Genomic DNA, 26127 nt, shown 5'->3' with positions numbered 1-26127 from the left:
GGTGGATAATTCAAATGCGGGCATAACAAAGCACATCTTCGTCACCGGCGGCGTCGTCTCATCCTTGGGAAAAGGACTCACGGCGGCAAGTCTCGGTAACCTGCTGACGGCTCGCGGTCTCCGCGTCGTCATGCAGAAGCTCGATCCCTATCTGAATGTGGATCCGGGCACGATGAACCCCTTCCAGCACGGCGAGGTCTTCGTGACCGACGACGGTGCCGAGACGGACCTCGACATCGGGCACTACGAACGATTCCTCGACATCAACCTGGGCCAGTCGGCCAATGTGACGACGGGCCAGATCTACTCGCAGGTGATCGCGCGCGAACGCCGCGGCGAGTACCTCGGCGACACGGTGCAGGTCATCCCGCACATCACCGACGAGATCAAGCGCCGCATGCGCCTGCAGGCGGCCGAGCCCGTCGACGGCAGCGCCCGCCCCGATGTGATCATCACCGAGATCGGCGGAACCGTCGGCGACATCGAGTCGCTGCCGTTCATCGAAGCCGCCCGGCAGGTGCGCCACGAGCTGGGGCGTTCGAACTGCTTCTTCGTGCATGTCTCGCTCGTGCCCTACCTGAGCGCGGCGGGCGAGCAGAAGACCAAGCCCACCCAGCACTCCGTCGCCGCACTGCGGTCCATCGGAATCCAGCCGGATGCGATCGTGCTGCGCAGTGACCGGCCCGTACCCGAGTCGATGAACCGCAAGATCGCACTCATGTGCGACGTGGACCCTGAGGCGGTCGTGAACTGCCCGGACGCATCCAGCATCTACGACATCCCGACGATCCTGCATGACCAGGGGCTCGACGCGTACATCATCGACCACTTCGGACTCGAGACCGACGACGTCGACTGGTCGGGCTGGAGCGAACTGCTCGACGTGGTGCACAACCCGAAGCACGAGGTCACGATCGGTCTCGTCGGCAAGTACATCGACCTGCCCGACGCCTACCTCTCCGTGACGGAGGCGCTCAAGGCCGGCGGCTTCGCGAACCACGCCAGGGTGAAGATCCAGTGGGTTCCCTCTGACGAGTGCGAGACGCCCGAGGGTGCGGCCCGCATGCTCGCGGATCTCGACGGCATCTGCGTTCCCGGCGGCTTCGGCGTGCGGGGCATCGAGGGCAAGCTGGGGGCGCTGCACTTCGCACGCGAGAACGGCATCCCCGTGCTCGGCCTGTGCCTCGGCCTGCAGTGCATGGTCGTCGAATACGCCCGCAACATGGCGGGCCTGGCGGAGGCATCCTCCTCCGAGTTCGACCCCGAGACCGCATACCCGGTGATCGCGACGATGGCAGAGCAGGTCGACATCATCGCCGGCGGCGACCTGGGCGGAACCATGCGCCTCGGCCTGTACGAGGCCTCCCTCGCCGAAGGCTCGATCGTGGCTGAGCTGTACGAGGCCCCCAGTATCTCTGAGCGTCACCGCCACCGCTACGAGGTCAACAACGCGTACCGTGAGCAGATCGCGGATGCGGGCCTCGTCTTCTCCGGAACCTCACCCGACGGAAACCTCGTCGAATTCGTCGAGCTGCCGCGCGACGTGCACCCGTTCTATGTGGGCACGCAGGCGCATCCGGAGCTGCGCTCGCGGCCGAACCGCGCGCATCCGCTGTTCCGGGGCCTCGTGGCGGCCGCGCTGGAGCGTCAGCGTTCCAGCAGGCTGTTCGAGGTCGCAGAGCCGGCCGGAGTCTAGAGTGCCGGAGGCGCCCCTCTCCGACCTGCCGGCGCCGCAGCGGGTCATCGAATCGGAGGTCGTCTTCGACGGCCACGTGTGGGATGTGCGCCGCGAGCGTTTCGCATACGGCGACGGCGAGATCGTTCGCGAATTCGTCGACCACACGGGAGCCGTGGCCATACTGGCCCAGGACGATGACGGCCGGGTGCTGGTGATCAGGCAGTACCGGCATCCGATCGCCACCCGAGACTGGGAGCTGCCCGCGGGGCTGCTCGACGTGCCGGGGGAGGACCCGCTTGAGGCTGCCAAGCGCGAACTGGCAGAAGAGGCCGACCTCGAGGCCCGCGACTGGCGCCTGCTCACCGAGTTCTTCACCTCGCCCGGCGGCAGCAACGAACTTCTGCGCGTGTACCTCGCCACAGGAGTGACGCGGCTGCCCACCGCGTTCGACCGCAGCGAGGAGGAGGCCGACATCGAGCTGCGCTGGGTGCTGCTCGATGACCTGCTGGAGGCGATCTCGCAGCATCGCGTGCGCAACGGCATCCTCGTGACGGCCGCGCTGGCTCTCCGCGTCGCAGGCTGAGGCCCACTATGCCGCCACTCGCCTTCGAGGATCTGGTGGAGCGCTACCTGCGCCACCTGGCCATCGAGCGAGGGCGTGCCATCAACACGATCACTGCGTACCGGCGCGACCTGCGGGTGTATCTCGACTTCGTGCAGGCTCGCGGCATCCACGGCCTCGACGAGGTCACGCCGGCGGACGTCTCCGCGTTCTCGCAGTCGCTGCGCGAGCGGGCGGATGCACCGTTGAGTGCGTCGTCGACGGCCCGGATGCTGTCATCGGTGCGCGGCCTGCACCGCTTCTGCCTCGAGGAGGGTCTCACGCAGACGGATGCGGCGGCCGACACGAAACCACCGAAGCAGCCGTCGAGGCTGCCGAAAGCGATCACGGTCGAGCAGGTCGAGAGCATCCTGAACGCCGCCGCCGGTGATGACGTCGTGTCCCTGCGGGACCGCGCGCTGCTGGAGCTGCTGTACGCGACGGGGGCCAGAGTCTCAGAGGCGGTGACGCTCAACGTCGACGACGTCATCGCCGGTGACGACGGAGACGGGGATGCGGTTCGCCTGTTCGGCAAGGGAGGCAAGCAGCGCGTGGTTCCGCTGGGGAGCTACGCGCGCTCGGCCATCGACGCCTACCTGGTGCGGGGGCGCCCCGTGCTCTCGGCGCGCGGCAGGGCGACCCCGGGGTTGTTCCTGGGGGTGCGCGGGGCGCGGCTGTCGCGTCAGAACGCGTGGCTCGTCATCCGGGCACGGGCCGAGCAGGCCGGCATGACCGTCGACGTCTCGCCTCACACGCTGAGACACTCCTTCGCGACGCACCTTCTCGAGGGGGGCGCCGATGTCCGCGTCGTACAGGAACTGTTGGGCCACGCATCCGTTTCGACCACGCAGTTGTACACCCTGGTGACGGCAGACACCCTGCGGGATATGTACACATCGGCACATCCTCGCGCCCGTTGAGAGGCTGAGTTAGAGGAACCCCTCAAGCCGTCCCCCTTAAGGGGGGCAGCTTTTTGCCCCCTTGACCCCTGTGCCCCAAAGGGGGGTAATTAAGCCACGTCGCTCTGGTCCGGTGGCGTCCCAACCACAGGGTCGTGGCATGCGAAAGTCTCGAGGAGGCGAATCGCAGTGTTTCACTCAGCACGAGCAGGAGGCGCCCGCTCCGGGCTGACGCTCGTCGCGACCACATCGCTTGCTCTGATTCTCGTGGCGCCGACTGCCGTCTCAGAAGCCGAGACTTCCGCATCCGATGACGCCCCCGGCGTCGTTCTACTCGTCAACAAGAGCGTCCCCGGCTTCGGCCCGGCACTCCCGGTGGATCCGATCTCGCCCACGGGCTCGGAGGGGAACATCGCGGTCATCTCGACACTGGGAGTTGCCGAACCGGAAGCCGAAGCGGCAGAGCACGAGGGAGAGGTCGGTGCTGGGAGCGCGGTGCTCCCCATCGATCCGCCGCTCGCCGAGCGGCTCACGGCCGAGGGACACACGGTGACACTCGTCGATCTCGGTATCGCGCTGCCCGCCGCACCTGCGACGCTGGCGACGATTCCCGCCGAGGTGCTCTCGCTCCCGGGCGATGCGGCGGACGGCGACGGCGGCGGGGCATCCATGACGCGGATGTCCACGGTCGTGACGATTCCCCTCAGTGGCAGCTATTCGTTCGCCATCGAAGGTGGGGGTGATGCCCGACTCACGGTGGACGGCATCGACGTCTCGCCGGGGTTCGCACCGGCGGCGATCAGTGCGGCCGTTGAGGTCATGGGTGCCGCGACAACGGCTCTGCTCGTGATCGACGGGGCGCTTCCGGTCGATCACACGCAACTCATCGCCGCGATCACGGACGTGCAGCCCCGCACCATCGTCGTGCTCGACGCCCGCTCAGACCCGAGACTCGTCGACTGGGTCGACGCTCCCGCAGCAATACTTCATGTTCCCCCCGAAAGCACCGACGCCCTCTCCGTCATCGACGGCACTGCGCAGCCCAGCTCCACGCTCGACGCTCCCATCCTTCGCCCGGCGGAGGAGCCCGGGGATGTCGACGGAGACGGGGCTGTTGTCGAGCAGGAGCTCATATTCGCCGAGGGGCATGGGCTCTTCTACCCGGACGACGCCGAGACGGAGAGCGGCGTTCCCGCGGAGGAGCCGAACGAGGCTCCCGAGGAGTCGCCAGGGGAGCAGCAGGAGCCCGCTGAGGAGACCACGGCCGCAGCTCATCGTGCTCGCCGCCCTCGTGCTGCTCGTGCTGGCGCTCGTGCGCTTGCGGGGCTGGCAGCGGAGACGCCACGAGGGGGCGCTCGCACGTGCCCGTGCGTAGGGCGCCCGAGCCGCAGCATCCGCTTCTGTGCAGCCTGCACCGTGAGCTGACGACCTCCAACCTTCAACCAACGGTCGAGGCGAGCTGTCACGCGCCCTCGCGTTGCGCGCCGGGTGCGGCCGAGAGGCTCGATAGAATCGGGAGCTGCGGCGGTCCGAGCATCCGATTGGGCCTGCGCGTCTACTGTGAGGATGAGGCGGATGACGGTACAGCGGAACAAGTCGGCCGAACTCGAGGGAATCGAGTTGCGACAGACCGAGACCCGACCGAACGGCCCCACCGGGCGCCCGCTGCGCAGCTTCGACGAGCCGGCCCCGCTGAAGGGCCACGGCCCTGCGCGCATCATCGCCCTCTGCAACCAGAAGGGCGGCGTGGGCAAGACGACCACGACCATCAGCGTCGGGGCGGCACTCGCCGACTACGGGCGCCGCGTGCTCGCCATCGACTTCGACCCGCAGGGGGCGCTCTCGGCGGGTCTCGGCGTGCAGACCCACGACGTTCCGAACATCTATGACCTGCTGCTCGGCTCCATCAAGGACCCGCATGAGGCCATCCAGAGCACCTCGACGCCGGGGCTCGACGTCATTCCCGCGAACATCGACCTCTCGGCTGCCGAGGTGCACCTCGTCAACGAGGTCGCGCGCGAGCAGATCCTGGCGAGCGTGCTGCGCAAGGTGAAGGACGAGTACGACGTCATCCTCATCGACTGCCAGCCCTCGCTCGGCCTGCTCACGGTGAACGCCCTCACCGCCAGTCACGGTGTCCTCATCCCGCTCGAATGCGAGTTCTTCGCCCTGCGCGGCGTCGCGCTGCTCATCGAGACGATCGAGAAGGTCAAGGACCGGCTGAACCCGGCGATCGGGCTCGACGGCATCTTGGCGACCATGTACGACTCGCGCACGCTGCACTCGCGTGAGGTGCTCGAGCGGGTCGTCGAGACCTTCGGCGAGAAGGTGTTCGAGACCGTCATCGGTCGTACCGTGAAGTTTCCGGATGCCTCGGTCGCCGCAGCGCCGATCACCTCCTTCGCCCCCGAGCATCCGGCTGCGGAGGCGTACCGTCAGCTCGCCCGTGAGTTGATCTCCCGTGGCGCAGTCGCCTGAGCTGGTCGCCGACGGCACCGAGACCGGGGCGGCCTCAGAGGGTGGCTTCAGTGTCAGCCTCGGCGTCTTCGACGGCCCATTCGATCTGCTGCTGAGCCTCATCGGCAAGCACGAACTCGACATCACCGAGGTGTCGCTGAGCCTCGTCACGAGCGAGTTCATCGCCTACATCCGCGGGCTCGACACGGCAGACAACCTCAACGAGGCGAGCGAGTTCCTCGTCGTCGCGGCCACGCTGCTCGACCTGAAGGTCGTCGGCCTGCTGCCCCAGGGCGAACTCGTCGACGCCGAGGACGTCGCCCTGCTGGAGGCCCGCGATCTGCTTTTCGCGCGCCTGCTGCAGTACCGTGCATTCAAGGAGGCGTCGGCCTGGTTCTCCTCGCACCTCGACGCCGAGGCGAGCAGGCACACGCGGTCGGTGCGGCTGGAGGAGAAGTACCGCAGGCAGACCCCCGAGCTGGTGTGGACCCTGTCGCTCGACGACTTCGCCGCGCTGGCTGCGCTGGCGATGGCTCCCCGGGAGCTGCCCACCGTGGGGCTGGACCATCTGCATGCACCGCTGGTGAGCATCCGGGAGCAGGCGGCCCATGTCGTGGCGCTGCTCCGCCGCGGCGAGCCGATGTCGTTCCGTCAGCTGATCGCCGGGGCCGAGCTGAAGGGCGTCGTCATCGCCCGCTTCCTGGCCGTTCTGGAGCTGTACCGGGGTGCCGCGATCTCGTTCGAGCAGATCGAGCCGCTCGGCGAGCTGACGCTGCGCTGGACGGCGGAACACTGGTCTGAGGAGAGCCTCGCGAACCTGGGGGCGGACTATGGAAACTGAAGATGAAGGCGAGACCGTGGCCGAAGGCACGACCGAGACCGTGATCGACGGGACCGAGACGGAGGCGCGCTCCGAGCCTGCCACCCCCGCGGAGCTCGAGCGGCGGCTGGAGGCGATCCTCGTGGTCGTCGACGAGCCGCAGGGCCTCGTCGCGCTGGCGACCGCGCTCGGCGCCCCCGTCGCCGCGGTGCGGCAGTCGATCGATCGTCTCGTCGCCGACTACGACGGCGAGACGGGCGGCCCGCGGCGAGGCTTCGAGCTGCGCGAGGTCGGCGGAGGCTGGCGCCTGTACGTGCGCGAGGAACACGACGAGGTCGTGCGCGACTTCGTGCTCACGCAGAGCCCCAGCAGGCTGTCTCAGGCGGCGCTCGAGACGCTCGCCGTGATCGCCTACAAGCAGCCGATCAGCCGCGGCGCCATCGCGTCGATCCGGGCCGTGAACGTCGACTCCGTCGTGCGCACCCTGCTCGGTCGCGGGCTCGTGACCGAGGCGTACACGGATGCCGAGACGGGCGCCATCCACTACGCGACGACCGAACTGCTGCTCACGCAGCTGGGGGTCAACTCGCTCGACGAGCTGCCGCCGATCTCGCCACTGTTGCCCGATGGAACGGACGGATTCGATGATGCACGCTGACGAGAACCAGGAATCGCCCGAGGGCGTGCGCCTGCAGAAGCTCATGGCTGCCGCAGGGGTCGCCTCGCGTCGGGTCTCCGAGAACCTCATCTCGGCCGGACGGGTCGCCGTCAACGGCGAGGTCGTCACCGAGCTCGGCCGGCGCGTGCTCGACACCGACGAGGTCTCGGTCGACGGCGTCGCCATCCAGCTCGACACGAGCCGCCGCTACCTCATGCTCAACAAGCCTGTCGGGATCGTCAGCTCGCTGCAGGATGAGCGCGGCCGGCCCGACCTGCGACGCTACGTCTCCCGCTATGAAGAGAGGCTGTTCAACGTGGGCCGCCTCGACGCGCAGACCTCTGGGCTGCTGATCCTCACCAACGACGGCGATCTCGCGCACGTTCTCGCGCATCCGTCGTTCGGGGTGATGAAGACCTACATCGCCAAGGTCGAGGGGCGCGTCTCGGCGCAGACCATCGGCAGGCTCACCGCCGGCGTCGAGCTGGAGGACGGCCCCATCGCGGCCGACAGGGCGCGCATCCTGGGCGCCTCGAGCGGCACCGAGACGATGGTCGAGGTGACGCTGCATTCTGGGCGCAATCGCATCGTGAGACGGATGCTCGACGCGGTCGGACATCCGGTCATCGATCTGGTGCGCAGGCAGTTCGGGCCGCTGCATCTGGGAACCCTCGCCTCCGGCGAGATCCGCGACCTCACTAAAATCGAACTGGGTCAGCTGCTGACGATCGCCCGCGAGGCGAAGCCCGGCGCTCAGGAGCAGGAACCCGAGCAGGACGACGGGGAGTGAGCACGGTGGACGAACAGCAGGTGACGGCGCGAACGGTCGGATCCGTGCGCGTCGTCGGCGCGGGGTTGCTGGGCGCGAGTGTCGCGCTCGGGCTCATGGCGAAGGGCGTCGATGTGATCGTGCACGACGCGTCGCCCTCGAATCTGCGGCTCGCCATCGACTACGGGGCGGGGCGTGCCGCGCACGCCACAGACTCGCCGGCGCTCATCGTGGTGGCGGTGCCGCCGGATCTCACGGCCGAGGTCGTGGCGCAGGAACTGAAGGCCTACCCCGACGCGCTCGTCACGGATGTCGCCAGCGTCAAGGTCGCGCCGCTCGCCGAACTGCGGGTCGTCGGTGCCGACGTCTCCCGCTACATCGGATCGCATCCGCTCGCCGGACGTGAGCGTGGGGGAGCGATCTCGGCCCGCGCCGATCTGTTCATCGGCCGGCCCTGGGTGATCACCGCGCATGCGGGCATCCCGGCGGCGCAGATCGCCGTGATCGAGCATCTCGTGCTCGACCTGGGCGCCGTGCCCGTCGCCATGTCTGCCGAAGACCACGACCGGGCGGTCGCCCTCGTCTCGCACGCGCCGCAGGCGATCTCGACCCTGCTCGCCCGTCGCCTCGTCGATGCGAACCCCGGCTCGCTGGAGCTCGCCGGGCAGGGGCTGCGCGACACCACCCGCATCGCGGCCAGCGCGCCCGAACTGTGGGTGCAGATCATGGGCGCCAACTCGCAGTACATCATCGAGGTGCTGCGCGACTTCCGCACCGACCTCGACGTCATGATCCACGCGCTCAGCGACCAGGAGGCCCGCGGCGCCCGCAAGTCGCTCGCGCAGATCCTCGCCGGCGGCAACAACGGCGTGTCAAGGCTGCCGGGCAAGCACGGGCAGGATCGGCGCTTCGCCCAGATCGTGGTGAAGATCGACGACCGGCCGGGGGAGCTTGCGCGACTGCTCACCGAGATCGGCGAACTGGGAGTGAACATGGAGGACCTTCGGCTGGAGCACTCGCCGGGAGCCCAGATCGGTCTCGCCGAGATCGCGGTGCTGCCCGAGGCCGAGGAGCGTCTCGTCTCGGAACTCGAGGAGCGCGGATGGAAGATCGCGGGGGCCTACCAGTGAACGACACGACAGCACAGGGGCGCACGGTCGTCGCGATCGACGGCCCCGCCGGCAGCGGCAAGTCGAGCGTGAGCAGGGCGGCAGCCCGACAGCTCGGCTTCGACTACCAGGATTCGGGCGCCGCGTACCGGGCGCTCGCCTGGTTCGTGCTCGAGCGCGGAATCGACCTCGACGACGAGGCGGCGGTCGTCGCCGCGCTCGCCGACTTCGACTACGGCATCGGCATCGACCCCGACGCCTACTTCGTGCGGGTGGGCGACGTCGACGTCGAGGCGGCCATCCGTGAACCGCGCATCTCTGCCGTCGTCAGCAGGATCGCCCGGATGCTGCCGGTGCGCGCGTACCTCGTCGAGCTGTTCCGTCACGTGATCTCGTCGAGCGAGCGACCCGGCATCATCACCGAGGGCCGCGACATCACCACCGTGGTGTCGCCGGATGCACCGGTGCGGATTCTGCTCACCGCATCCGAAGAAGCTAGAATGGCGAGGCGCTCCGCCGAGATCTCCGGGCAATCGGCCCAGGAGGTGGCGAAGCACCTCAGTTCGCGCGATGCACAGGATTCGCGCGTCGTGGACTTCATGAACGCCGCAGACGGCGTGACGACAATAGATTCAACCGATCTGGACTTCGACCAGACGATCCAGGCCGTCGTGGGCCTTGTTCGCCGCACGAGCGGCTGACGAGCGCGACGCCACCCAAAGGACCCCACCATGCGACACGACGACACGCCAGCCAACGAGACGGCCGACGACGACTTTCCCGAGCTCGACGAGCAGCTTGCCGAGCGCATCTCGTCGATCACCGACGACGATGCCGCCATCCGGGCGCGCGCGCTGCGGGCTGGCCTCGACGAGTATGACCTCGAGGCTGAGGACTTCGACATCCTCGACGCGACCGAGGGCGACCCCGACCAGGTCGTGTACCTGCCGGCGCTGCCCGTGCTCGCGATCGTCGGTCGCCCGAACGTGGGCAAGTCGGCGCTCGTGAACCGCATCCTCGGCCGCCGCGAGGCCGTCGTGGAGGACACCCCCGGCGTCACGCGTGACCGGGTCACCTACAAGGCCGAATGGAACGAACGCCGCTTCAGCCTCGTCGACACGGGCGGCTGGGAGCCCGACGCCAAGGGCATCGACGCCTCCGTCGCCGCGCAGGCCGAGGTCGCGGTCGACCTCGCCGACGCGGTGCTGTTCGTCGTCGACGCGAACGTCGGCGCCACCTCAACCGACGAGCATGTTGTGCGGATGCTCCGCCAGACGAAGAAGCCCGTCATCCTGGTCGCCAACAAGGTCGACGATGTGCGCCAGGAGGCCGAAGCCGCAGCGCTGTGGGGCCTCGGGCTGGGGGAGCCGTGGCCGGTCTCTGCCCTGCACGGGCGCGGCGTCGCCGATCTGCTCGACCACGTGCTCTCCGTGCTGCCCGAGGTCTCGGCCGTGGCGAAGGAAGAAGTGGGCGGCCCGCGCAGGGTCGCCATCATCGGCCGCCCGAATGTGGGCAAGTCGAGCCTGCTCAACAAGGCGGCGGGCGAGGAGCGCGTCGTCGTCAACGACCTCGCCGGCACCACGCGTGACCCGGTTGACGAGCAGGTGGAGATCGCGGGACGCGTGTGGCGTTTCGTCGACACCGCAGGCATCCGTCGTCGTGTGAATCTGGCGCAGGGCGCCGACTTCTACGCCTCCCTGCGCACCAGCGCGGCGCTCGAGAAGGCGGAGGTCGCCGTCGTCGTTCTCGACGTGACCGAGCCGATCAGCGTGCAGGACCTGCGGATCATCGAGCTGGTGCTCGAATCGGGTCGCGCCCTCGTGCTGGCATTCAACAAGTGGGACCTGCTCGACGATGAGCGCCGCGGGCTGCTGGAGCGCGAGATCGAACAGGACCTCGCGCATGTGTCGTGGGCGCCGCGCGTGAACATCTCCGCCAAGACGGGCCGCCACCTCGAGAAGCTGGTGCCCGCCCTCGAGACGGCACTCGACTCGTGGGACACCCGCATCCCGACCGGCAAGTTCAACGCCCTGCTCGCCGAGCTCACCGCGGAGCACCCGCACCCGCTGCGCGGCGGAAAGCAGCCGCGTATCCTGTTCGGCACCCAGGCATCCAGCCGACCGCCGACGTTCGTGCTGTTCACGACCGGGTTCCTCGACCCGCAGTACCGCCGCTTCATCACGCGGCGCCTGCGCGAGATCTTCGGCTTCGAGGGAACCCCCATCACGGTCAACATGCGGGTGCGCGAGCGTCGCAAGCGCTGAGCCCTGCCCTGAGTCCCCAGCCCCACACGGGGGTTAGCGGAGTTAGCCTCGAGAATCTAGGCTGTGCGCGTGGGACTCGACGAAACCCGATTACGCGCCGTGCTCGACGGCGTCTCGGCGCGCCCGGACATCGGGCCCGTGTCGTTCGCCCTCGCCCGCCCCGAAACGGGGTGGTCGTGGAGTTACGAGAGCGAGACGGAGCCGAAGCCGTACTTCGTGGGCTCCATCACCAACATGTACACGGCGGCGCTCGCGCTGCAGCTGAGGCAGGAGGGCCTGCTCGACCTGGACGAGCCGATCGCAGCTCACCTCGGCGCCGATCTGCTCGCCGGGCTGCACGTCTACCGTGAACATGATCGCAGCGAGGAGCTGACGGCCCGCCAGCTGCTCTCACAGACCTCCGGCCTCGCCGACTACTTCGAGCAGAGACGCGCCCACGATGGGGCTTCGGTGCGCGACGACGCGCTGCGCCGCGACCGCGGCTGGACCTTCGAGCAGGCACTCAGCACCGTGCGCACCCAGCTGCGCCCCGCATTCCCGCCGGGCACCGGACGTCGGGCGTTCTACTCGGACACGAACGCGCTGCTTCTCGGCCGCGTCATCGAGGTTCTCACAGGCCGCAGCTGGGAGCAGGCGGTGACCGAACGCATCCTGTCGCCCCTCTCGCTCGCCTCGAGCTGGCCGTTCGGTCTCGCCGACGTCGAACGCTACGACACCGTCGCCGCCATTCACAACGGGCCGGATGCGGTGCGCATCCCGCTGACGATGGCATCCGTGCGCGCACAGGGCAGCCTTGTGTCGACCGCGGATGACGGCATCGTGTTCCTGCGGGCATTCCTCGGCGGAGAGCTGTTCGACCGCGGGCAGCTCGACGAGATGACGGGGGAGTGGCGCCGCATCGCCTTCCCGCTGAGTTACGGGCTCGGGCTGATGCGCTTCTCGATGCCGCGACTGCTGTCGCCGGGGGCAGCGCCGCGCGAATTCTTCGGCCACGGCGGCTCCACCGGATCGGTGCTGTTCCACGCCCCAGAGTCGGGACTGTTCATCTCTGGCACGGTCAACCAGCTGAAGAACAAGACGCTCGCCTACCGGCTCATGGCGCGACTGGCGGCACTGGCCGTCGAGTGACGACCGGGGCCATCGAGTGACGACGCGGGGGAATGCCCGCCGCGGTAGCGCTGTTGGGCCGGATGATGACTGACTCACTGCCTGACGTGCCCGTACCCGCCGCATCCGACGCCCGCCTGGCACTGTCGGTGCTCGACCTCATTCCCGTGCGCAGCACGCAGACGACAGCGGATGCGGTGGCCGCGTCGATCGAACTGGCTCGCCGCGCCGACGAGCTCGGCTTCACCCGGTACTGGGTCGCCGAGCACCACAACATGCGGGCCGTCGCCTCGACGAACCCCGCCGTGCTCATCGGCATCCTCGCGGCGAACACCGAGCGCATCCGCATCGGATCGGGCGGCGTCATGCTGCCCAACCATTCACCGCTCATCGTTGCCGAGCAGTTCGCACTGCTGGAGGCCGCCTACCCGGGCCGCATCGACCTCGGGCTGGGGCGTGCGCCCGGCAGCGACCCCGTCATCACCTCGTTCCTGCGCACCAGCGGCACGACGAGCAACCCCGAGGACTTCCCGCAGCATGTGCAGGACATCGCGGCGCTGCTCGACGCCGACGGTGCCGCCCTCAGGCTGCCGAACGGGCAGATGTACACGCTCAGCGCGACCCCCGCGGCCACGAGCGTGGCCGACATCTGGCTGCTCGGATCGAGCGAGTTCTCCGCGCGCCTCGCCGCGCGGCTCGGCATGCCCTACGTGTTCGCGCACCACTTCTCGGGAGAGGGAACCGAACGCATCGTCGGGCTGTACCGCGACGGCTTCGAAGCATCCGAGACCCTGAAAGAGCCGCGCACGTTCCTCACCCTCAACGTTTCCGTCGCCGAGACCGCAGCAGAAGCGCACGCCGCCGCACTGCCGCAACTGCAGCAGATGGCGAGACTGCGCAGCGGCCAGCCACTCGGACCACTCGCCACCATCGAAGAGGCCGCCGCGACCGAACTGCCGCCAGCGCAGCAGCAACTCGTCGACTCCATGCTGGAGCGCTGGGTCATCGACGAGCCTGTGAACGCGGCCGCACGCATCCGCACGCTCGCGACGACACTCGGCGTCGACGAGGTCATGGTTGTGCCCGGGCTTTCGGCGCACAACAACGACGACCCCCGCACCGCACCGGCACGTGTGAGAGCGCTCGAGCTGCTCGCGGCGGAACTGCTGTAACGGACGTGAGCTGGGTCTCGAGACGATCGCCGTAGACGGCGATCCCTCGACCCGCGAGGTGTGGACGGCAACCCTCGACCCGCGAGGCCGCTGATCGAGGTGGTGCCCTCTGGGGCGCCAGTCTCGAGATCTGCCGCCGAGTTACTCCCGATTGCGATCGGACCGGCCACCGGCCACCGCATCGTGAGAGAGTGGATGCATGACGCAGCCGCCGACTTTCAGGCCCCGTGATTCGGGCGACGCCTGGGTTGAGGGGCCGAACGGTGACCGCTATTGGGGTCTGTTCGGCGCGGCCGGGTTGCTGGTCATCGATCGGGAGCGCGGCATCCTGCTGCAGCACCGGGCCGAGTGGAGTCACTTCGGCGGCACCTGGGGGTTGCCGGGTGGGGCGCGCCACGAGCACGAGTCGGCACTGGAGGCGGCGCTGCGCGAGGCGGGCGAGGAGGCGGCCGTTCCGGAGGATGCAGTGCGGCCACTGTTCGAGAGCGTTCTCGATCTGGGCTACTGGTCGTACACGACCGTCGCTGTGGAGGTGACGCGCCCGTTCGAGCCGCAGATCACCGACCCGGAGAGTCTCGACCTGCAGTGGATCGCGCTCGACCGCGTACTTGACCTGCCACTGCACCCGCGTTTCGAGGAGTCGTGGCCGCAGCTGAGGTCGAGGCTGTAACAGAACGGTTGGCGCGCAACGCTCGCTGAACACGCTGCGGTTGAACGCTACAAGCATCGAAGGAGATGTCAATGGCAGGGCAGGCTTTCATCTTTGACGCGCTGCGAACCCCGCGCGGTAAGAACAGGGGCGGTGCGCTGCACGGCACAAAGCCGGTCGATCTGGCGGCAGGGCTGCTGCGCGAGCTGGTGCCTCGCAACCCCGGGCTCGACACCGGACGTATCGATGATGTGATCTTCGGTGTTGTGTCGCCGGTGGGGGAGCAGGGCGGAGACATCGCGCGCACGGCAGCGCTGGTGGCGGGGCTGCCGCAGGAGGTGCCGGGCGTGCAGGTGAACCGTTTCTGCGCATCCGGTCTCGAGGCGGTGAACCTGGCTGCGGCGAGGGTTGCCGGCGGAGGCGATTCGTTGATCGTTGCCGGCGGGGTGGAGTCGATGTCGCGCGTGCCGATCGGTTCGGACGGGGGAGCAATCGGGCAGGACCCGACGACCGCCTATGACGGCTATTTCGTGCCGCAGGGCATCGGTGCCGACCTGATCGCCACGCTGGAAGGCTTCAGCCGCGCGGATGTCGACGCCTTCGCCGTCGGGTCGCAGGAGAAGGCGGATGCCGCGTGGCGTGCCGGCCGCTTCGACCGTTCGATCGTGCCCGTGGTCGACATGAACGGCCTGCCCGTGCTGGCTCACGACGAGCATCGCAGGCCGGGCGCGACGGTCGAGTCGCTCTCTGGGTTGTCGCCGGCCTTCGCCGGCATGGGGGAGCAGTTTGGTTTCGACGCGGTCGCCCTGCAGAAGTACCACTGGGTGGAGCGCATCGACCACGTTCACACGGCGGCGAACTCGTCGGGGATCGTCGACGGTGCGGCGATCATGCTCATCGGCGATGAGGACGCGGGGCGGCGGATGGGCGTGGCCCCGCGGGCGCGAATCGTCGCCCAGGCTGTGGTGGGTAGTGAGCCAACCATCATGCTGACGGGCCCGACGCCCGCAACACGCAAAGTGCTTGAGCGTGCGGGGCTCACAGTCGACGACATCGACCTGTTCGAGCTGAATGAGGCGTTCGCGGCTGTTGTGCTGAAGTGGATGCGCGACCTGGACATCCCCCCGGAGAAGGTCAACGTGAACGGCGGGGCGATTGCGATGGGTCACCCACTGGGGGCGACCGGTGCGATCATCCTGGGCACCCTGCTTGACGAGTTGGAGCTGCGCGGCCTGCGGTATGGCCTCGCAACGCTCTGTATCGGCTCGGGTATGGGCATCGCAACGATCATCGAGAGGGTGTGACCATGATCCGCTGGGAGCAGCATGACGACGGCGTCGTGATTCTGACGATGGACGACCCGAACGCATCCATCAACACCATCAACGAGACGTACATCTCGTCGATGGGGCACACACTCGACCGGCTCGAGGCGGAGCGCGACTCGATCGCCGGCGTTGTGCTGCTGAGTGCCAAGAAGACGTTCAGCGCGGGCGCCGATCTGCAGATGCTGCGGGATGCCGGGCCGCATGATGCTGAGCGCATCCACGATTTCATCTCCCGCGTGAAGGCGCAGTTCCGGCGGCTCGAGACCCTGGGCAGACCTGTCGTCGCGGCCATGTCGGGCACTGCGTTGGGGGGCGGCCTCGAGTTGGCGCTGGCGACCCACCGGCGCATCGCAGTGGATGCGCCGCGTAGCCGCTTCGGGCTGCCGGAGGTCACGCTGGGCCTGTTCCCTGGTGCCGGCGGCATCACCCGGCTGGTGCGCATGCTCGGTGTGCAACGCGCCCTCACCGACATTGTTCTGCCGGGCACCCGTTTCGGTGCGCGCGATGCGCTCGCCGCGGGACTGATCGACGAGCTGGTTGCGGATGCGGAGGCTCTGGTGCCCGCCGCGAAGCAATGGATCGCCTCGAACCCGTCACCGGTGAAGCCGTGGGATGAGAAAGGTTTTCGGCTGCCGGGCGGTGAGCCGGCGTCGATGGGCGCGACGCTGACAGCGATGCCGGCGATGCTGCGCCGCCAGCTGAAGGGGGCGCCGATGCCGGCGCCGAGGGCCGCCCTCGCAGCAGCGGTGGAGGGATCCTTCGTCGATGTGGACACGGCTCTGCTGGTGGAGACACGCTATTTCGTGAGCCTCGTCATCGGGCCGGTGGCGAAGAACATGACCGGCGCATTCTTCTTCGACATGCAACAGATCATGGCGGGCGCCAGCCGGCCCGCTCAGGTGCCGAAGTGGTCAACCTCGCGCGTGGGCGTGCTCGGCGCCGGCATGATGGGCGCCGGCATCGCCTACGCCGCCGCGAAGGCGGGGGCGGATGTTGTGCTGAGAGACGTGACGCTGGAGGCGGCCGAGCACGGTAGGGCGCACGCGGCAGCGTTGGAGCAGCGCGCCATCGAACGGGGCCGCACCTCGCCGGAGCGGTCTGCGCAGCTGATGGATCGCATCCGCCCGACCGCGTCTGTCGACGATCTGGCCGACGTGGACATCGTGGTCGAGGCCGTGTTCGAGGGTGTTGACGTGAAGCAGCAGGTGTTCCGCGAGGTGGAGCCTGTCGTGGGGCCGGATGCGCTGCTCGGCTCGAACACGTCGACGTTGCCGATCACGCAGCTGGCGGAGGCGGTGTCGCGGCCGGCAGATTTCATCGGCATCCATTTCTTCTCGCCCGTGCACCGGATGCCGTTGGTGGAGATTGTGCGCGGCGAGCAGACCTCTGATGTGACGCTGGCGAGGGCGTTCGACTTCGTGCTGCAGCTGGGCAAGACGCCGATCGTGGTGAATGATTCGCGCGGCTTCTTCACCTCGCGGGTGATCATGCGCTACCTGACGGAGGCGGTCGCGGCGGTGGGCGAGGGTGTCGCGCCGTCGAGTGTGGAGCAGGCGGCGCTGCAGGCCGGCTACCCGTCGGGGCCGCTGCAGCTGGTGGACGAGTTGACGTTGACGCTGGCGCGCACGATCAATGACCGGCCGGAGCATGCTTCGGCGGTGGTGCTCGATCGCATGATCGACGAGTTCGACCGCCGCGGGCGCTCGTCTGGCGCTGGTTTCTACGACTATGTGGAAGGGCGCAGGGTGGGCCTGTGGCCGGGGCTGCGGCAGGCCTTCGGCGCGGTGGAGCCGCCGGCGAGGGGTCGGGCGGAGGCGGTACCGGTGGATGCGACGGCGTTCCGCGACCTGCAGCATCGGATGCTGTTCGCGGAGGCGATCGAGTCGGTGCGCTGCCTGGACGAGGGTGTGCTGTCGTCGGTGGCGGATGCGAATGTGGGCTCGCTGCTGGGCATCGGTTTTCCGTTGTGGACGGGCGGTGTGCTGCAGTTCATCGACCAGTTCGAGGGCGGCCTGCCCGGTTTTGTGGCGCGGGCGCGCGAGCTGGAGGCGCTGTTCGGTGAGCAGTTCACACCGCCAGCGTCGCTGCTGCGGCGTGCGGAGGCGGGGGAGTCGTTCCGGTAGGAGGCGCTGGCCTGCTCAGTAGCGGTTCGCCATGGCGGAGAGCACGAGCTTTTCGATCTTGGCTCTGACGGTCGGGTCGTTCTCCCACTGCACGAGGCGGCCGAGGTCGGCGACGATGCTGAGCCCGGCGAACACCAGGAACTGGGCTTCGGGGGAGGAGAGTTCTGGCCGCACCTGCCAGAGGGTGCGCACCCACTGGCTGATGAAGTGGCGCTGCAGTTCGAGCATCTTCTCCTGGTTGTCGTCGACCAGGTTGCGGGCGTCGTTGAGGAACACCGACATCATCTCGGTGTCGGCGAAGGAGTGGCGCACGTAGCCGCGGCTGAGCGCGGCGAGGATGTCGCCGGGCATGTCGCTGCTGGTGAGCGCGTTCTGCATTGTGGCGTCGAGCACCCGGTAGCTTTCGAGGCAGGCGTCGCGCAGCAGGTCCGAGGTGGTGGGGAAGTGCTGGGTGACCTGCTGCGGGATGATGCCGATCGCGTTCGCGATGTCGTCGATGGTGACCGCGTTGAAGCCGTGGACGTGGAACAGCTGGATGGCGGTGGCGAGGATGGTGCCGCGCGGGCTGGTGTCGGGCTGCCAGCGGCGGGTGGGCGCCTGCGCGAGGGGGTGGTGCTGCTCACCGTGCGGCATGCCGGGTGTTGCATCCGGTCGGTCTGCCGGGTCGCTTTCGAGGATGCGCATGGCCGACACGGTGAGCAGGGTCATCATCTTTGCTGCGGGCAGCGTTGTGGGGTGGATGGTGATGCTGGCGATGGCGCTGAGCGCTGCGGCGCTCATCAGTTCGGCGTCGCCGTCGCTGAGGCAGGGTCGCAGGCGTTGCAGCGGTTCGCGCACGGTGCGGCGCAGATCGGCGAGTCGGTTGCGCAGTTCCTGCAGGTGCGCGGGGCGGAGGTAGCGGCTCTCGCCGCGGTAGAAGCCGCCGGATGCGCGAGAGCTGATGCTGCTGCGGGCGACCGCCTCGATGACGGCCAGCAGGGCGGCGCGGGCCTGGCGGGCATCCGTTGTGGGGTTGCTGGCGCTCTGCGCTGCCCGCAGCTGGGTGTCGGCGGCGCCGAGCACGACCTGGTGGAAGAGTTCGTACTTGTCGGGGAACAGCGCGAGGATGCTGCGGCTGTCGACCCCTGATTCGGAGCAGATCTCTTCGATGCTGGTGTGGTGGTATCCGCGCGCGGCGAAGGCTTCGGTGGCGGCTGCGAGAATCCGTTCTCGTTGTCCACCGGTCGGCGACGTTACGCCGATGGTTGTCGGGTCCGACATCGTGGTGTCCCTTCCGTGATGTCTTGTCTCCAAGCAAACCACGAACCGTGTCCCCCTAAAAGAGGACTTTGTACCCCAAAGTGCGGGCAGACAGCTCGGGCGACCCTATCCCCGCGCAGCTCGCTATGTTGCGTCGATGTGCGGATGCGATTCGCGGATGCTCAGGCCGGCCGGTGTCTTCGGTGGCCGCCAAAACACGGTAAGCTGTTCCGGTTGCCACTGGTCCTGCGGGGCCGGCGGCGACAAGCCACGGGCTGTGGCGCAGCTTGGTAGCGCACTTGACTGGGGGTTAAGTGGTTTACCACTCTTCGGTCGGCCCGAACAACTGAAAAACAATGCCACGGGCTGTGGCGCAGCTTGGTAGCGCACTTGACTGGGGGTCAAGGGGTCGCAGGTTCAAATCCTGTCAGCCCGACAGAAAATCCCTGATGAGAAGCAATTTTCATCAGGGATTTGTTGTTTCTGAACGTCGTTTTCTCTGGTCCCCCTCTGGTCCCCCCGGACAGGTTGGCGTGGTCGACCCGTGGATGACAGAATCCGTCGCGATGCCCTGTCTGTGGATAAGGGGACCAAAAGGGGACCAGAACGGTGAATACCGGCGACGGAGCGGGTCACAGCCCGCGTCCCGTGCCCTGCCGCGGTCGTCGCGATGGGTTCCGAGGAGTGTCTCTGCTGAGGAAGGCGTTGGCTTGTTCTGCGGCGGAGGCGAGGTGGCGGTCATCGGGGTGGAGGTAGCCGCGAGTGGTCTCGATTGAGGCGTGTCCGAGGATCTCTTGGAGGACATGGAGGGGGACTCCGGCGTCGGCGAGCCAGGTGGCGCCGGTGTGTCGGAGACCGTGTCGTGTGAGATTGGGCAGGCCGAGGTCAGCAACAACCTGGTCCCAGCTGGTGGCGTCGCGAACGGTGGCTGTCGTAAGGAAACCGCCACGCGGACCGACGAGGAGTGGTGCGTCTGATTGCTTGAACGCGCAGAGTCGTTTCAGGACTGGCCGGAGTGGGTCGAGAATCGGCACGCGACGCTCTTTGCGGCTTTTGGTTGGCTTGGTGATGAGGCCGCCCCTGCCGGGAAAGACCTGTCGTCTGATGATGACGAGGTTCTTTGTGAAGTCCACGTCTCCGACTTGAAGCCCGGAGACTTCGGAAGAACGAGCTGCCAGTAGAGCGGCGAGCATCACGAAGTCTGAATAGGACTGATGGACAGTGCCGCAGGCGGAGGCGAGCTGGTTCAGTTTCTGCAGATCAGGGATCGCGTGCGCGCGCGGGGCAGCATCTTCGGCGGGTTGGATTCGGAAGGCGTTTCTGTGGAGACTCCGCTTCGCCCGGTGTTTGGCGGGATTGATTGTGATCAGGCCGTCGCGAACGGCTTCGTCGAGTACCCGCACGAGTGGGGCGATGGTGTTCTTAATCGTCGATGCGCCGTACTGCTTCTCCCAGTCGTCGATCGTGCGGTCGATCATTCCCGCGGTGATCTGAGTGACGGGCAGATGGCCAAGCGCCGGGAGCACTCGGAGCCGAAGACCGTACCGGTAGTTGTCTCCGGTGGAGGTCATATCGAGGCCGCGTGCCCATCGATCCTCGATCGAGGTAAAGAACTCCAGGAGCGTCATCGAGACGTCCATTCCCTTGACCGAAGAGTTCCGGAGCGTTTCGAAGAATGCGCGTGCGGTTGCCTCGTCTTTTACGATTTCGGTACGGATCACGCGTTGCTTGGTGAGCGGATCGGTCCAGCGTGCCCGCGCTCGAATTCCGTAGGAGCGTCGTTCCATGTCGGTGGAGATCCTCACCCCGATCGGTGGCACCGGTCGGGGTGAGGACTCTGGCATCGGCTCAACTGGGCGCGCCATGGTGCGGCTCCAAGTTCTGTAGCCATTGGTCGATGGCTTCGAGCCGGTATCGGGCGATACCGCCGAGCTTGATGAATGGTGGCCCGGTCTCCGCGGAGCGCCATCGAGACAATGTCGATTCGGAGACCTTCAGGTACGAGGCGACCTCTCGGCTATCCAGCAATGGTGAGACGGGCGCAGTCGCCTCGACCGCGTTGCTCATGACTCCTCCAGCGGAGGATCGCCGAGCGAACGGTAGAACTCGTCCTCAGCCGTTTGACGATGCTGAACATCATCAACGACGAATTCGACAAAGTCGGCTTCCCGGTCGGTGATCATTGACTCTTCAGAGGGAGTAGGCGGCTCCTCCCCGGGCCAGGTGGCTTGCCGTGTGGGGCGATCACGATCGAGTCGGGTCCCGGAAGTAGCTACCCAGTCCCGGAGGCGGAGGCGAGCATCCGCAAAATCGCGATGCCACCCCAGTGGTGCGGATCCGTTTTGGTTGGGGTCGTAGGCGCACAGCCAGTGCAGGTGCAGCGCTGACAGCTCCCACACGAGTTCGGGGTGACGATGCCAGTAGGGCGGGATCACTGCGGCGGGGAGTCCGTAAGTGCGGCGGAGCCAGTAGACCCAGCGATTCAGCTCCAGCCACTCAACCTCCGCGTCGTTCGCGGTGAGGAGATTCCAGTTGATCGGATGCGGTGGTTCAGCGACCAGCGATTCGTCGTCGTCATCCTCGTCGCGCCCTTCGTGTGCTTCAGCGGTGGGAACGAAGTCACTCATGATGACCGCTCCTGCTCAGATGCTGACCGCAGGAGCGGCATCTGACTGCGCTCGTGCTCGGGCGGGGGCTTCAAAAGGGGACGCATCACGACCGGTCGCCTCGCGCATGTTGCTGTCGCGATGGGGTCCGCGATCGACCTCGTATTGGGTGCGTGCGACGTCGTGACCGAAGCGGGAGACAATGAACTCCTCGGCCGCGACGCTCTGGCCGTCCTTCTCGTAGCTGTACTCGCGCACGCGTCCAGTGGCGATGAACTTGTCGCCCTTGTGGAATCGCGCGACTCCTTCTTCGGCTGCGCGCCGGAAGGCGCTCATGTCGTGGAAGGACGGGTCGAGCTGCGTGAAACTTCCGTCTGGGGTCTGCTGAGAATGCTCTATGCCGATCCGCGCGTAGAACCGCGCGGTGCCGTCCTCGGTGTAGGTCAGACGGGGCTCGGTCGCGATGAATCCTGTGATGGCTTGCTGGGTGTCGATGGACATGACGACTCCTTGATTTGTTGGGGCGGCCATCGGATGTGATGGCCGCTGCAACAGACAGGTGCGCGCTGCGCCCCAGCGCGGATCATGGCGTGGCAGGGCGTCTCAACAGCGACTCAACCGCTGCACGATCCGCTTTGAGCTGTTGACCGTCGGGGCGCTTGGGCCAGGGGTGGAGGTCAGTGACGATCGGGGGCGCCGACCGGAGCAAGATGACCCCGGTGCCAAACGGCAACGTGCGAATGCGGTCGGGCGGCAGGATCGGTACGCGACGGATGGAACGCTGGTTGGAACGCGAGCCATGGTCACCGAGCGTGACGGAGTCGGTGAACTCGTCGCGTTCGCCGATCAGCGTGGAGAGGTCTTGAAGGTCTCGTGAGTTCGAGGCGCCTCCAAGGATGATCTTCGCGATACTGGCGTCCCAGATCGCTGCCGACTTGTTCTCAGACCACTTGTCCCGCGCCTGGGCAAGGGATTGAAGCACCGGCATCGTTGTGATCCCGGTGCCGCCACCTTCTGCCATGAGTGTGGGCAGTGAGGGTAGCGGCGCAAGGTTTCCGATCTCGTCGAGCGCAAACAGTAGCGGCGGATCGAGCCGTGCGCCGGGTGATCGAGCAGCCATTCGGCGGGCGGTCTCGACAAGGTCTTCAACGAGAGCTGCGACGAGAGCTGCGCTGTTCCCGGCCCCAACGCCGGTCGCCAGAAGATACAGCGTGCCACGGTCGCGGATGAAACGCTCGGGATCGAACTGCTCGCCTTCTGCCGGGCTGACAGCATCTAGCACTCTGGGGTCGGCCAGCGCCGACAATGCGAGCGAAACACCCTGCCAGATACTGTCGCGCGTGCGCGGGTCGGCGTCGAGCGTTGCCTCCAGCGAATCCGCCCACCCCGTGGCTGCCAGCGGTGAGCCCGTCAGGATGGCGACTGCCTCCGCGGCGGCTGATGGGTCGAGGGTCCATCGGAACAGCTCAGCCGGACTTCGATGATCGAGCGCGGCCGCATGTAGGAGCGCCTGCAGAGCGATGCGGGTCTTTCCTTCCCAGAACCCTCCACCCTCGACGCCGCCAGCGGACAGCTCGGTGGCCGCTGCAAGACCAGTCGCGCGAATCATCGCGGTCAACGGGTCCTCGCAGCCCCGAATAGGCGACCACCGCAGCCCAGAGGAGACGCCTTCAGCAAGATGCTGAGGATCAAAGACGGCGACCGGACCGAACCGTTCGCGTGCGCGCATCGTTGCCGTCAAGTTGTCGGGCCGGGTCGACGTCGTCACCACTGCACCCGGCGCATCGAGAATCGCTGGGATCACAATGTGCAGGCCCTTACCTGAACGCGGCGGGCCGATGAGAAGGATCGAGTCTTCGACGCTGGCCCACACCTGCTTGCCGTGCGAGCGCCCGAGCAGGTAGCCCACGTCCGCGGGTTCTGGCTGTTCCAGTGAAGGGCGAAGCGTCGCAGCTCGGCGCAGGAGTGCCTTCGCCGACGCACTGGTTGCGACCTCGTGACTGCTGGCAGTTCCCGCGAGCCGCCGTGGATCGGTATCGACGTTGTGTGAGTGCCGACGCCAACGGACCCAAGCCCACCCGATAGCGCTGCCGAGAATGAGGAGCAGCAGTATTGCAATCGACCAGTAGAGAATTGCATTCAGACCGGGCGCCTGCAGCACCTCGGCCGGATTTGTCGGGCTGAACAGCAGGGTGACTCCGCCAGCAATCCCGACCTGAGGTTGCGCAGTGCCAGCGAGGAATGCCGCAACGGAACCCGCAGCTCGCAAGACGACGGCGACCCCGAAGACTGCGATCAACGCGATCATCAGGAAGTTGGTCAACTCATCGCCGAAACCCCGACCCTGACCGTGTGGGGTACTCACGATGGCAAAGATTCGGTGACGATGACGCCGGAGACGCGTCCGATGAGCAATATCTCCGATCGGTGATCCACGAGTTGGCTCATATCGATGACCGCACGAGCGCTCCCGTCAGCGGATCCTTCAGCACTGGAGACTGACAGCGCGACGGTGACGTCCTCGCCAGGGACGAATCCGGACCCGGTGACCTCGATCAGCTGATCCGTTGGGCGGTGCCGCGCTCGCCGCATCGTGCTGGGTGACTGAACGTCTGCGATGGCTTGCTCTCGTCGCACCGCATGGACGATGTCGGTGAACACCGAGCCATCGAACTCGTGCACCTCAACTCGGACGGTGTGGGAGCGGTGTTCGGATATCGCATCAAGAAGATCACCAAACCGTGCGCGGCTCCAAGGCGCGTCCGGCGTTGGAGGCGGGAAGTCGTTTCCGTTGCAGCTGACGTTTATGGCTCCGCGCTCGCTGACCGTGATGACTGCGAGGGGGAAAGCGATGGGCGATCCGAGTGGCGTTCCTGCAGGGCTATTGCTCATGCCACAGAGGTGCGCGGGTACCCGCGCCATTGCACAATGCACTCCAGGTACGGGCTGGACGTGACCGTCGACGGCCGGGTCTACAACTTCCGGACCGAGGATTCTCGTATTTGCTTTGATCGTTCGTCGGGGGTGCCCAGGCTGGACCGTGTGCTATTGCTGCGCGTCAAGGGAGTCAAGCACCGCCCGTGGATCGGTGACGAGTCGAGCTAGTCCGACCGGCTTCGTGAGGAACCCGTTGGGGGTTAGACTCGAAGGCTGCCTCGTCGTTCTCCGGCTGGACGAAGACTCTCACTGATCCGCGGCTTTGCGCTGCGATCGTGGACCGTCTCACCTTCGGCGGCAACATCATCGAAACCGGCAGCGACTCCTGCCGCCTCGCCCACACGAAGAACACCCACGCGTGGGACACGGGAAAGTAAGCAAACTGAGCGGACCCGGCGAGCAGTTCATCACCGGATCCGCTGTAGCGTTTAGCGTCCCCTGACCAGGCATTTTCTCGGGCGGGTCTTACGGGAATGTCCGCCTGCCGGAACCACACGCGTCGGCACCGGTGTGTCATTCCGGGGCAGGAGTCCCGGTGGGCGTCCAGCTTGCGAGTCTCGGTGGCCTGTGCTTGGCAGCCTTCGGTAAAGACGCGCTTCCAAGTAATGATCGCCTGATGCAACTGCATAGTCGCTGACGTCGTGGAAGGTGTCGGAGCGTCCAGGTCCAACGCGGTTAGGAGTCCGCACGTTCCGAGGCATGGGCCGGGAGTAGGCGCGGGATGAGTCGGACGAAGAGAACCATGGCGACGAGCTCGACGAGCGTCTGCGTGACGACGACGAGCGGGGCAAGGTCGAAGATTGCCGGCAGCGCAAGGACGAGCGGGAGGACAACCAGGGAGTTGCGCGTGGCGCCGCTGAACACGATCGCTCGACGCCCTGCAACGTCAAGTCGAGCGATCCTCCCTGCTGCAGCACCAATGGGGATCATGGCCGCGGCGAACAAAAAGAAAACCGGGATGGCCCGGAGCAACGAAGCGAGTTGTTGCCAGACGCCGCCGATTTGTGAGACGACAACTACCGCAAGGGTCAGCATCATCAGTGGCACCATCGCCCCCAGTACGATCTCCTGCAGGACCTTTCCAGCGCGGGTGCGGACTGCGAGAAACTGGGTCAGCCCGGCGGCGATGAGAGGTAGCGCGATGAGTAGTAGGAAAGCTTCGACGAACGGGGCAAGGTCGACGGCGCGGACGAACTCATTGCCGACGAACAGCCACAGGTAGACCGGGAGTAGGAGCATCTGCACGAGCATCAGTAGTGGTGCTGCGGCGAGGAGCCGGTCTCTGGCACCACCGGCGACCCCGGTGAACACGATGACGTAGTCCACGCATGGTGTCAGCAACACGAACAGCACACCGACCAGCAGGACTTGATCGTGTGCGACGATGCGCGACAGGAGGAACACGACCACCGGAACGAGGGCGAAGTTCACCACGAGCACCGTGATCAGGAAGCGCCAGTCGCGGAAAGCCTGGCCTATCTTTGCGAACGGCACTCCGAGGAATGTCGCGTAGAGCAGTGGCCCGAGCACAGGGTTGATCGCGCCCTCGGCCGGGTGCGCGACACCAGGGACCAGCAGGCCGACTCCCGCTCCGACGAGAAGGGCGATGAGGTAAAGCGCGACCTGGTATCGTTCCAGCCATTCCACCCTTGAGCGCATGTCGTTCATTCTCCAAGCTTCCAATTGGTCATTGCTCACTGTATAGTCATCA

The 26127-nt window shown here is 66.9% G+C and carries 24 protein-coding genes, 1 tRNA gene and 1 pseudogene; 18 read left to right on the top strand and 8 right to left on the bottom strand.

The genetic code is table 11. The features are described 5' to 3' along the window. Position 1: 1 nt before the first annotated feature. The 16 genes from FB562_RS06950 (at position 2) to FB562_RS06875 (ending at position 17634) form a co-directional block, all read left to right on the top strand. On the top strand, positions 2-1696 hold the full coding sequence (locus FB562_RS06950; RefSeq protein ID WP_141880443.1) for a CTP synthase: 1695 nt from the start codon (positions 2-4) through the stop codon (positions 1694-1696). A gap of 1 nt (position 1697) precedes the next feature. Continuing rightward, the gene (locus tag FB562_RS06945; protein ID WP_141880442.1) at positions 1698-2261 is read left to right on the top strand and encodes an NUDIX domain-containing protein; all 564 of its coding nucleotides are present in this window, start codon (positions 1698-1700) and stop codon (positions 2259-2261) included. A gap of 8 nt (positions 2262-2269) precedes the next feature. Then, positions 2270-3199, top strand: coding sequence for a site-specific tyrosine recombinase XerD (gene xerD / locus FB562_RS06940; protein WP_141880441.1), 930 nt, complete (start codon positions 2270-2272; stop codon positions 3197-3199). 168 nt (positions 3200-3367) lie between these two features. Continuing rightward, positions 3368-4603 (top strand): hypothetical protein, encoded by a 1236-nt coding sequence (locus FB562_RS06935; protein ID WP_141880440.1) that lies wholly within the window; start codon positions 3368-3370, stop codon positions 4601-4603. A gap of 150 nt (positions 4604-4753) precedes the next feature. Further along, complete coding sequence (locus tag FB562_RS06930; protein WP_141880439.1) at positions 4754-5656, top strand: ParA family protein; 903 nt, start codon at positions 4754-4756, stop codon at positions 5654-5656. After that, positions 5640-6476: a segregation and condensation protein A gene (locus FB562_RS06925; RefSeq protein ID WP_141880438.1), complete on the top strand. Its 837-nt coding sequence runs from the start codon at positions 5640-5642 to the stop codon at positions 6474-6476. Before FB562_RS06930 ends, FB562_RS06925 begins: the two co-directional genes overlap by 17 nt. Further along, entirely contained in the window at positions 6466-7113 is a 648-nt protein-coding gene (scpB, locus tag FB562_RS06920) for an SMC-Scp complex subunit ScpB (RefSeq protein WP_141880437.1), read from the top strand. Before FB562_RS06925 ends, scpB begins: the two co-directional genes overlap by 11 nt. Then, positions 7082-7903 carry a pseudouridine synthase gene (locus FB562_RS06915; RefSeq protein ID WP_246081372.1) on the top strand — a complete coding sequence of 274 codons (822 nt, stop codon included), beginning with the start codon at positions 7082-7084 and terminating at the stop codon, positions 7901-7903. The genes scpB and FB562_RS06915 overlap by 32 nt, the downstream gene beginning before the upstream one ends. Before the next feature lie 5 nt (positions 7904-7908). Next, positions 7909-9012: a prephenate dehydrogenase gene (locus tag FB562_RS06910; protein ID WP_141881119.1), complete on the top strand. Its 1104-nt coding sequence runs from the start codon at positions 7909-7911 to the stop codon at positions 9010-9012. Next, positions 8985-9692: a (d)CMP kinase gene (cmk, locus tag FB562_RS06905; protein WP_141880436.1), complete on the top strand. Its 708-nt coding sequence runs from the start codon at positions 8985-8987 to the stop codon at positions 9690-9692. The genes FB562_RS06910 and cmk overlap by 28 nt, the downstream gene beginning before the upstream one ends. Before the next feature lie 30 nt (positions 9693-9722). Then, complete coding sequence (der, locus tag FB562_RS06900) at positions 9723-11255, top strand: ribosome biogenesis GTPase Der (protein WP_141880435.1); 1533 nt, start codon at positions 9723-9725, stop codon at positions 11253-11255. Between the two features lie 69 nt (positions 11256-11324). After that, complete coding sequence (locus FB562_RS06895; protein ID WP_141880434.1) at positions 11325-12383, top strand: serine hydrolase domain-containing protein; 1059 nt, start codon at positions 11325-11327, stop codon at positions 12381-12383. 65 nt (positions 12384-12448) lie between these two features. Continuing rightward, a complete protein-coding gene (locus tag FB562_RS06890) occupies positions 12449-13534 on the top strand; it encodes an LLM class flavin-dependent oxidoreductase (RefSeq protein ID WP_141880433.1) in 1086 nt (361 codons plus the stop codon). A gap of 199 nt (positions 13535-13733) precedes the next feature. Then, positions 13734-14204, top strand: a complete 471-nt coding sequence (locus FB562_RS06885) for an NUDIX domain-containing protein (protein ID WP_141880432.1) — start codon at positions 13734-13736, stop codon at positions 14202-14204. Positions 14205-14275: 71 nt separating this feature from the next. Then, on the top strand, positions 14276-15487 hold the full coding sequence (locus FB562_RS06880) for an acetyl-CoA C-acetyltransferase (RefSeq protein WP_141880431.1): 1212 nt from the start codon (positions 14276-14278) through the stop codon (positions 15485-15487). 2 nt (positions 15488-15489) lie between these two features. After that, complete coding sequence (locus FB562_RS06875; protein WP_141880430.1) at positions 15490-17634, top strand: 3-hydroxyacyl-CoA dehydrogenase NAD-binding domain-containing protein; 2145 nt, start codon at positions 15490-15492, stop codon at positions 17632-17634. A gap of 15 nt (positions 17635-17649) precedes the next feature. Here the strand turns inward: FB562_RS06875 and FB562_RS06870 are convergent, their stop codons facing one another. Continuing rightward, positions 17650-18894, bottom strand: a complete 1245-nt coding sequence (locus FB562_RS06870; protein WP_141880429.1) for a TetR/AcrR family transcriptional regulator — start codon at positions 18892-18894, stop codon at positions 17650-17652. A 341-nt stretch (positions 18895-19235) separates the two neighbouring features. Between FB562_RS06870 and FB562_RS06865 the strand changes: the two genes are divergently transcribed. Further along, a tRNA-Pro gene (locus tag FB562_RS06865) sits at positions 19236-19309 on the top strand. A gap of 196 nt (positions 19310-19505) precedes the next feature. Here the strand turns inward: FB562_RS06865 and FB562_RS06860 are convergent. From FB562_RS06860 to FB562_RS06835, 6 genes are all read right to left on the bottom strand, one after another. Beyond that, entirely contained in the window at positions 19506-20660 is a 1155-nt protein-coding gene (locus FB562_RS06860) for a tyrosine-type recombinase/integrase (RefSeq protein WP_246081370.1), read from the bottom strand. Positions 20661-20721: 61 nt separating this feature from the next. Beyond that, on the bottom strand, positions 20722-20940 hold the full coding sequence (locus FB562_RS06855) for a helix-turn-helix transcriptional regulator (RefSeq protein WP_036297574.1): 219 nt from the start codon (positions 20938-20940) through the stop codon (positions 20722-20724). Continuing rightward, a complete protein-coding gene (locus FB562_RS06850) occupies positions 20937-21500 on the bottom strand; it encodes a hypothetical protein (protein ID WP_036297572.1) in 564 nt (187 codons plus the stop codon). The genes FB562_RS06855 and FB562_RS06850 overlap by 4 nt, the downstream gene beginning before the upstream one ends. Before the next feature lie 15 nt (positions 21501-21515). After that, positions 21516-21980, bottom strand: a complete 465-nt coding sequence (locus FB562_RS06845; RefSeq protein ID WP_036297570.1) for a single-stranded DNA-binding protein — start codon at positions 21978-21980, stop codon at positions 21516-21518. Between the two features lie 82 nt (positions 21981-22062). Next, complete coding sequence (locus FB562_RS06840) at positions 22063-23787, bottom strand: type IV secretory system conjugative DNA transfer family protein (RefSeq protein ID WP_425459824.1); 1725 nt, start codon at positions 23785-23787, stop codon at positions 22063-22065. Positions 23788-23840: 53 nt separating this feature from the next. Continuing rightward, a complete protein-coding gene (locus FB562_RS06835) occupies positions 23841-24371 on the bottom strand; it encodes a hypothetical protein (protein WP_036297576.1) in 531 nt (176 codons plus the stop codon). Positions 24372-24637: 266 nt separating this feature from the next. On the opposite strand from FB562_RS06835, the pseudogene FB562_RS06830 reads away from it, so the two are divergent. Then, positions 24638-24793 (top strand): annotated as a pseudogene (locus FB562_RS06830) (ATP-binding protein); the annotation flags it as partial. 298 nt (positions 24794-25091) lie between these two features. Here the strand turns inward: FB562_RS06830 and FB562_RS06825 are convergent. Then, complete coding sequence (locus tag FB562_RS06825) at positions 25092-26075, bottom strand: arsenic resistance protein (RefSeq protein ID WP_036301240.1); 984 nt, start codon at positions 26073-26075, stop codon at positions 25092-25094. Positions 26076-26127: the final 52 nt, after the last annotated feature.

Source organism: Homoserinimonas aerilata (assembly GCF_006716125.1).
In the GTDB taxonomy this organism is placed as follows: Bacteria; Actinomycetota; Actinomycetes; order Actinomycetales; family Microbacteriaceae; genus Homoserinimonas; species Homoserinimonas aerilata.
This window is presented reverse-complemented; position numbering and strand designations above follow the sequence as displayed.

Bases quoted from the DNA above. Each gene is read 5' to 3' on its own strand.
- FB562_RS06870 (WP_141880429.1), bottom strand. From the start codon at position 18,894: ATGTCGGACCCGACAACCATCGGCGTAACGTCGCCGACCGGTGGACAA.
- cmk (WP_141880436.1), top strand. From the start codon at position 8,985: ATGGAAGATCGCGGGGGCCTACCAGTGAACGACACGACAGCACAGGGG.
- scpB (WP_141880437.1), top strand. From the start codon at position 6,466: ATGGAAACTGAAGATGAAGGCGAGACCGTGGCCGAAGGCACGACCGAG.
- FB562_RS06825 (WP_036301240.1), bottom strand. From the start codon at position 26,075: ATGCGCTCAAGGGTGGAATGGCTGGAACGATACCAGGTCGCGCTTTAC.
- FB562_RS06885 (WP_141880432.1), top strand. From the start codon at position 13,734: ATGACGCAGCCGCCGACTTTCAGGCCCCGTGATTCGGGCGACGCCTGG.
- FB562_RS06890 (WP_141880433.1), top strand. From the start codon at position 12,449: ATGACTGACTCACTGCCTGACGTGCCCGTACCCGCCGCATCCGACGCC.
- FB562_RS06850 (WP_036297572.1), bottom strand. From the start codon at position 21,500: ATGAGTGACTTCGTTCCCACCGCTGAAGCACACGAAGGGCGCGACGAG.
- FB562_RS06840 (WP_425459824.1), bottom strand. From the start codon at position 23,787: ATGATCGCGTTGATCGCAGTCTTCGGGGTCGCCGTCGTCTTGCGAGCT.
- FB562_RS06855 (WP_036297574.1), bottom strand. From the start codon at position 20,940: ATGAGCAACGCGGTCGAGGCGACTGCGCCCGTCTCACCATTGCTGGAT.
- FB562_RS06860 (WP_246081370.1), bottom strand. From the start codon at position 20,660: ATGGAACGACGCTCCTACGGAATTCGAGCGCGGGCACGCTGGACCGAT.
- FB562_RS06835 (WP_036297576.1), bottom strand. From the start codon at position 24,371: ATGAGCAATAGCCCTGCAGGAACGCCACTCGGATCGCCCATCGCTTTC.
- FB562_RS06930 (WP_141880439.1), top strand. From the start codon at position 4,754: ATGACGGTACAGCGGAACAAGTCGGCCGAACTCGAGGGAATCGAGTTG.
- FB562_RS06845 (WP_036297570.1), bottom strand. From the start codon at position 21,980: ATGTCCATCGACACCCAGCAAGCCATCACAGGATTCATCGCGACCGAG.
- FB562_RS06875 (WP_141880430.1), top strand. From the start codon at position 15,490: ATGATCCGCTGGGAGCAGCATGACGACGGCGTCGTGATTCTGACGATG.
- xerD (WP_141880441.1), top strand. From the start codon at position 2,270: ATGCCGCCACTCGCCTTCGAGGATCTGGTGGAGCGCTACCTGCGCCAC.
- FB562_RS06915 (WP_246081372.1), top strand. From the start codon at position 7,082: ATGGAACGGACGGATTCGATGATGCACGCTGACGAGAACCAGGAATCG.
- der (WP_141880435.1), top strand. From the start codon at position 9,723: ATGCGACACGACGACACGCCAGCCAACGAGACGGCCGACGACGACTTT.
- FB562_RS06880 (WP_141880431.1), top strand. From the start codon at position 14,276: ATGGCAGGGCAGGCTTTCATCTTTGACGCGCTGCGAACCCCGCGCGGT.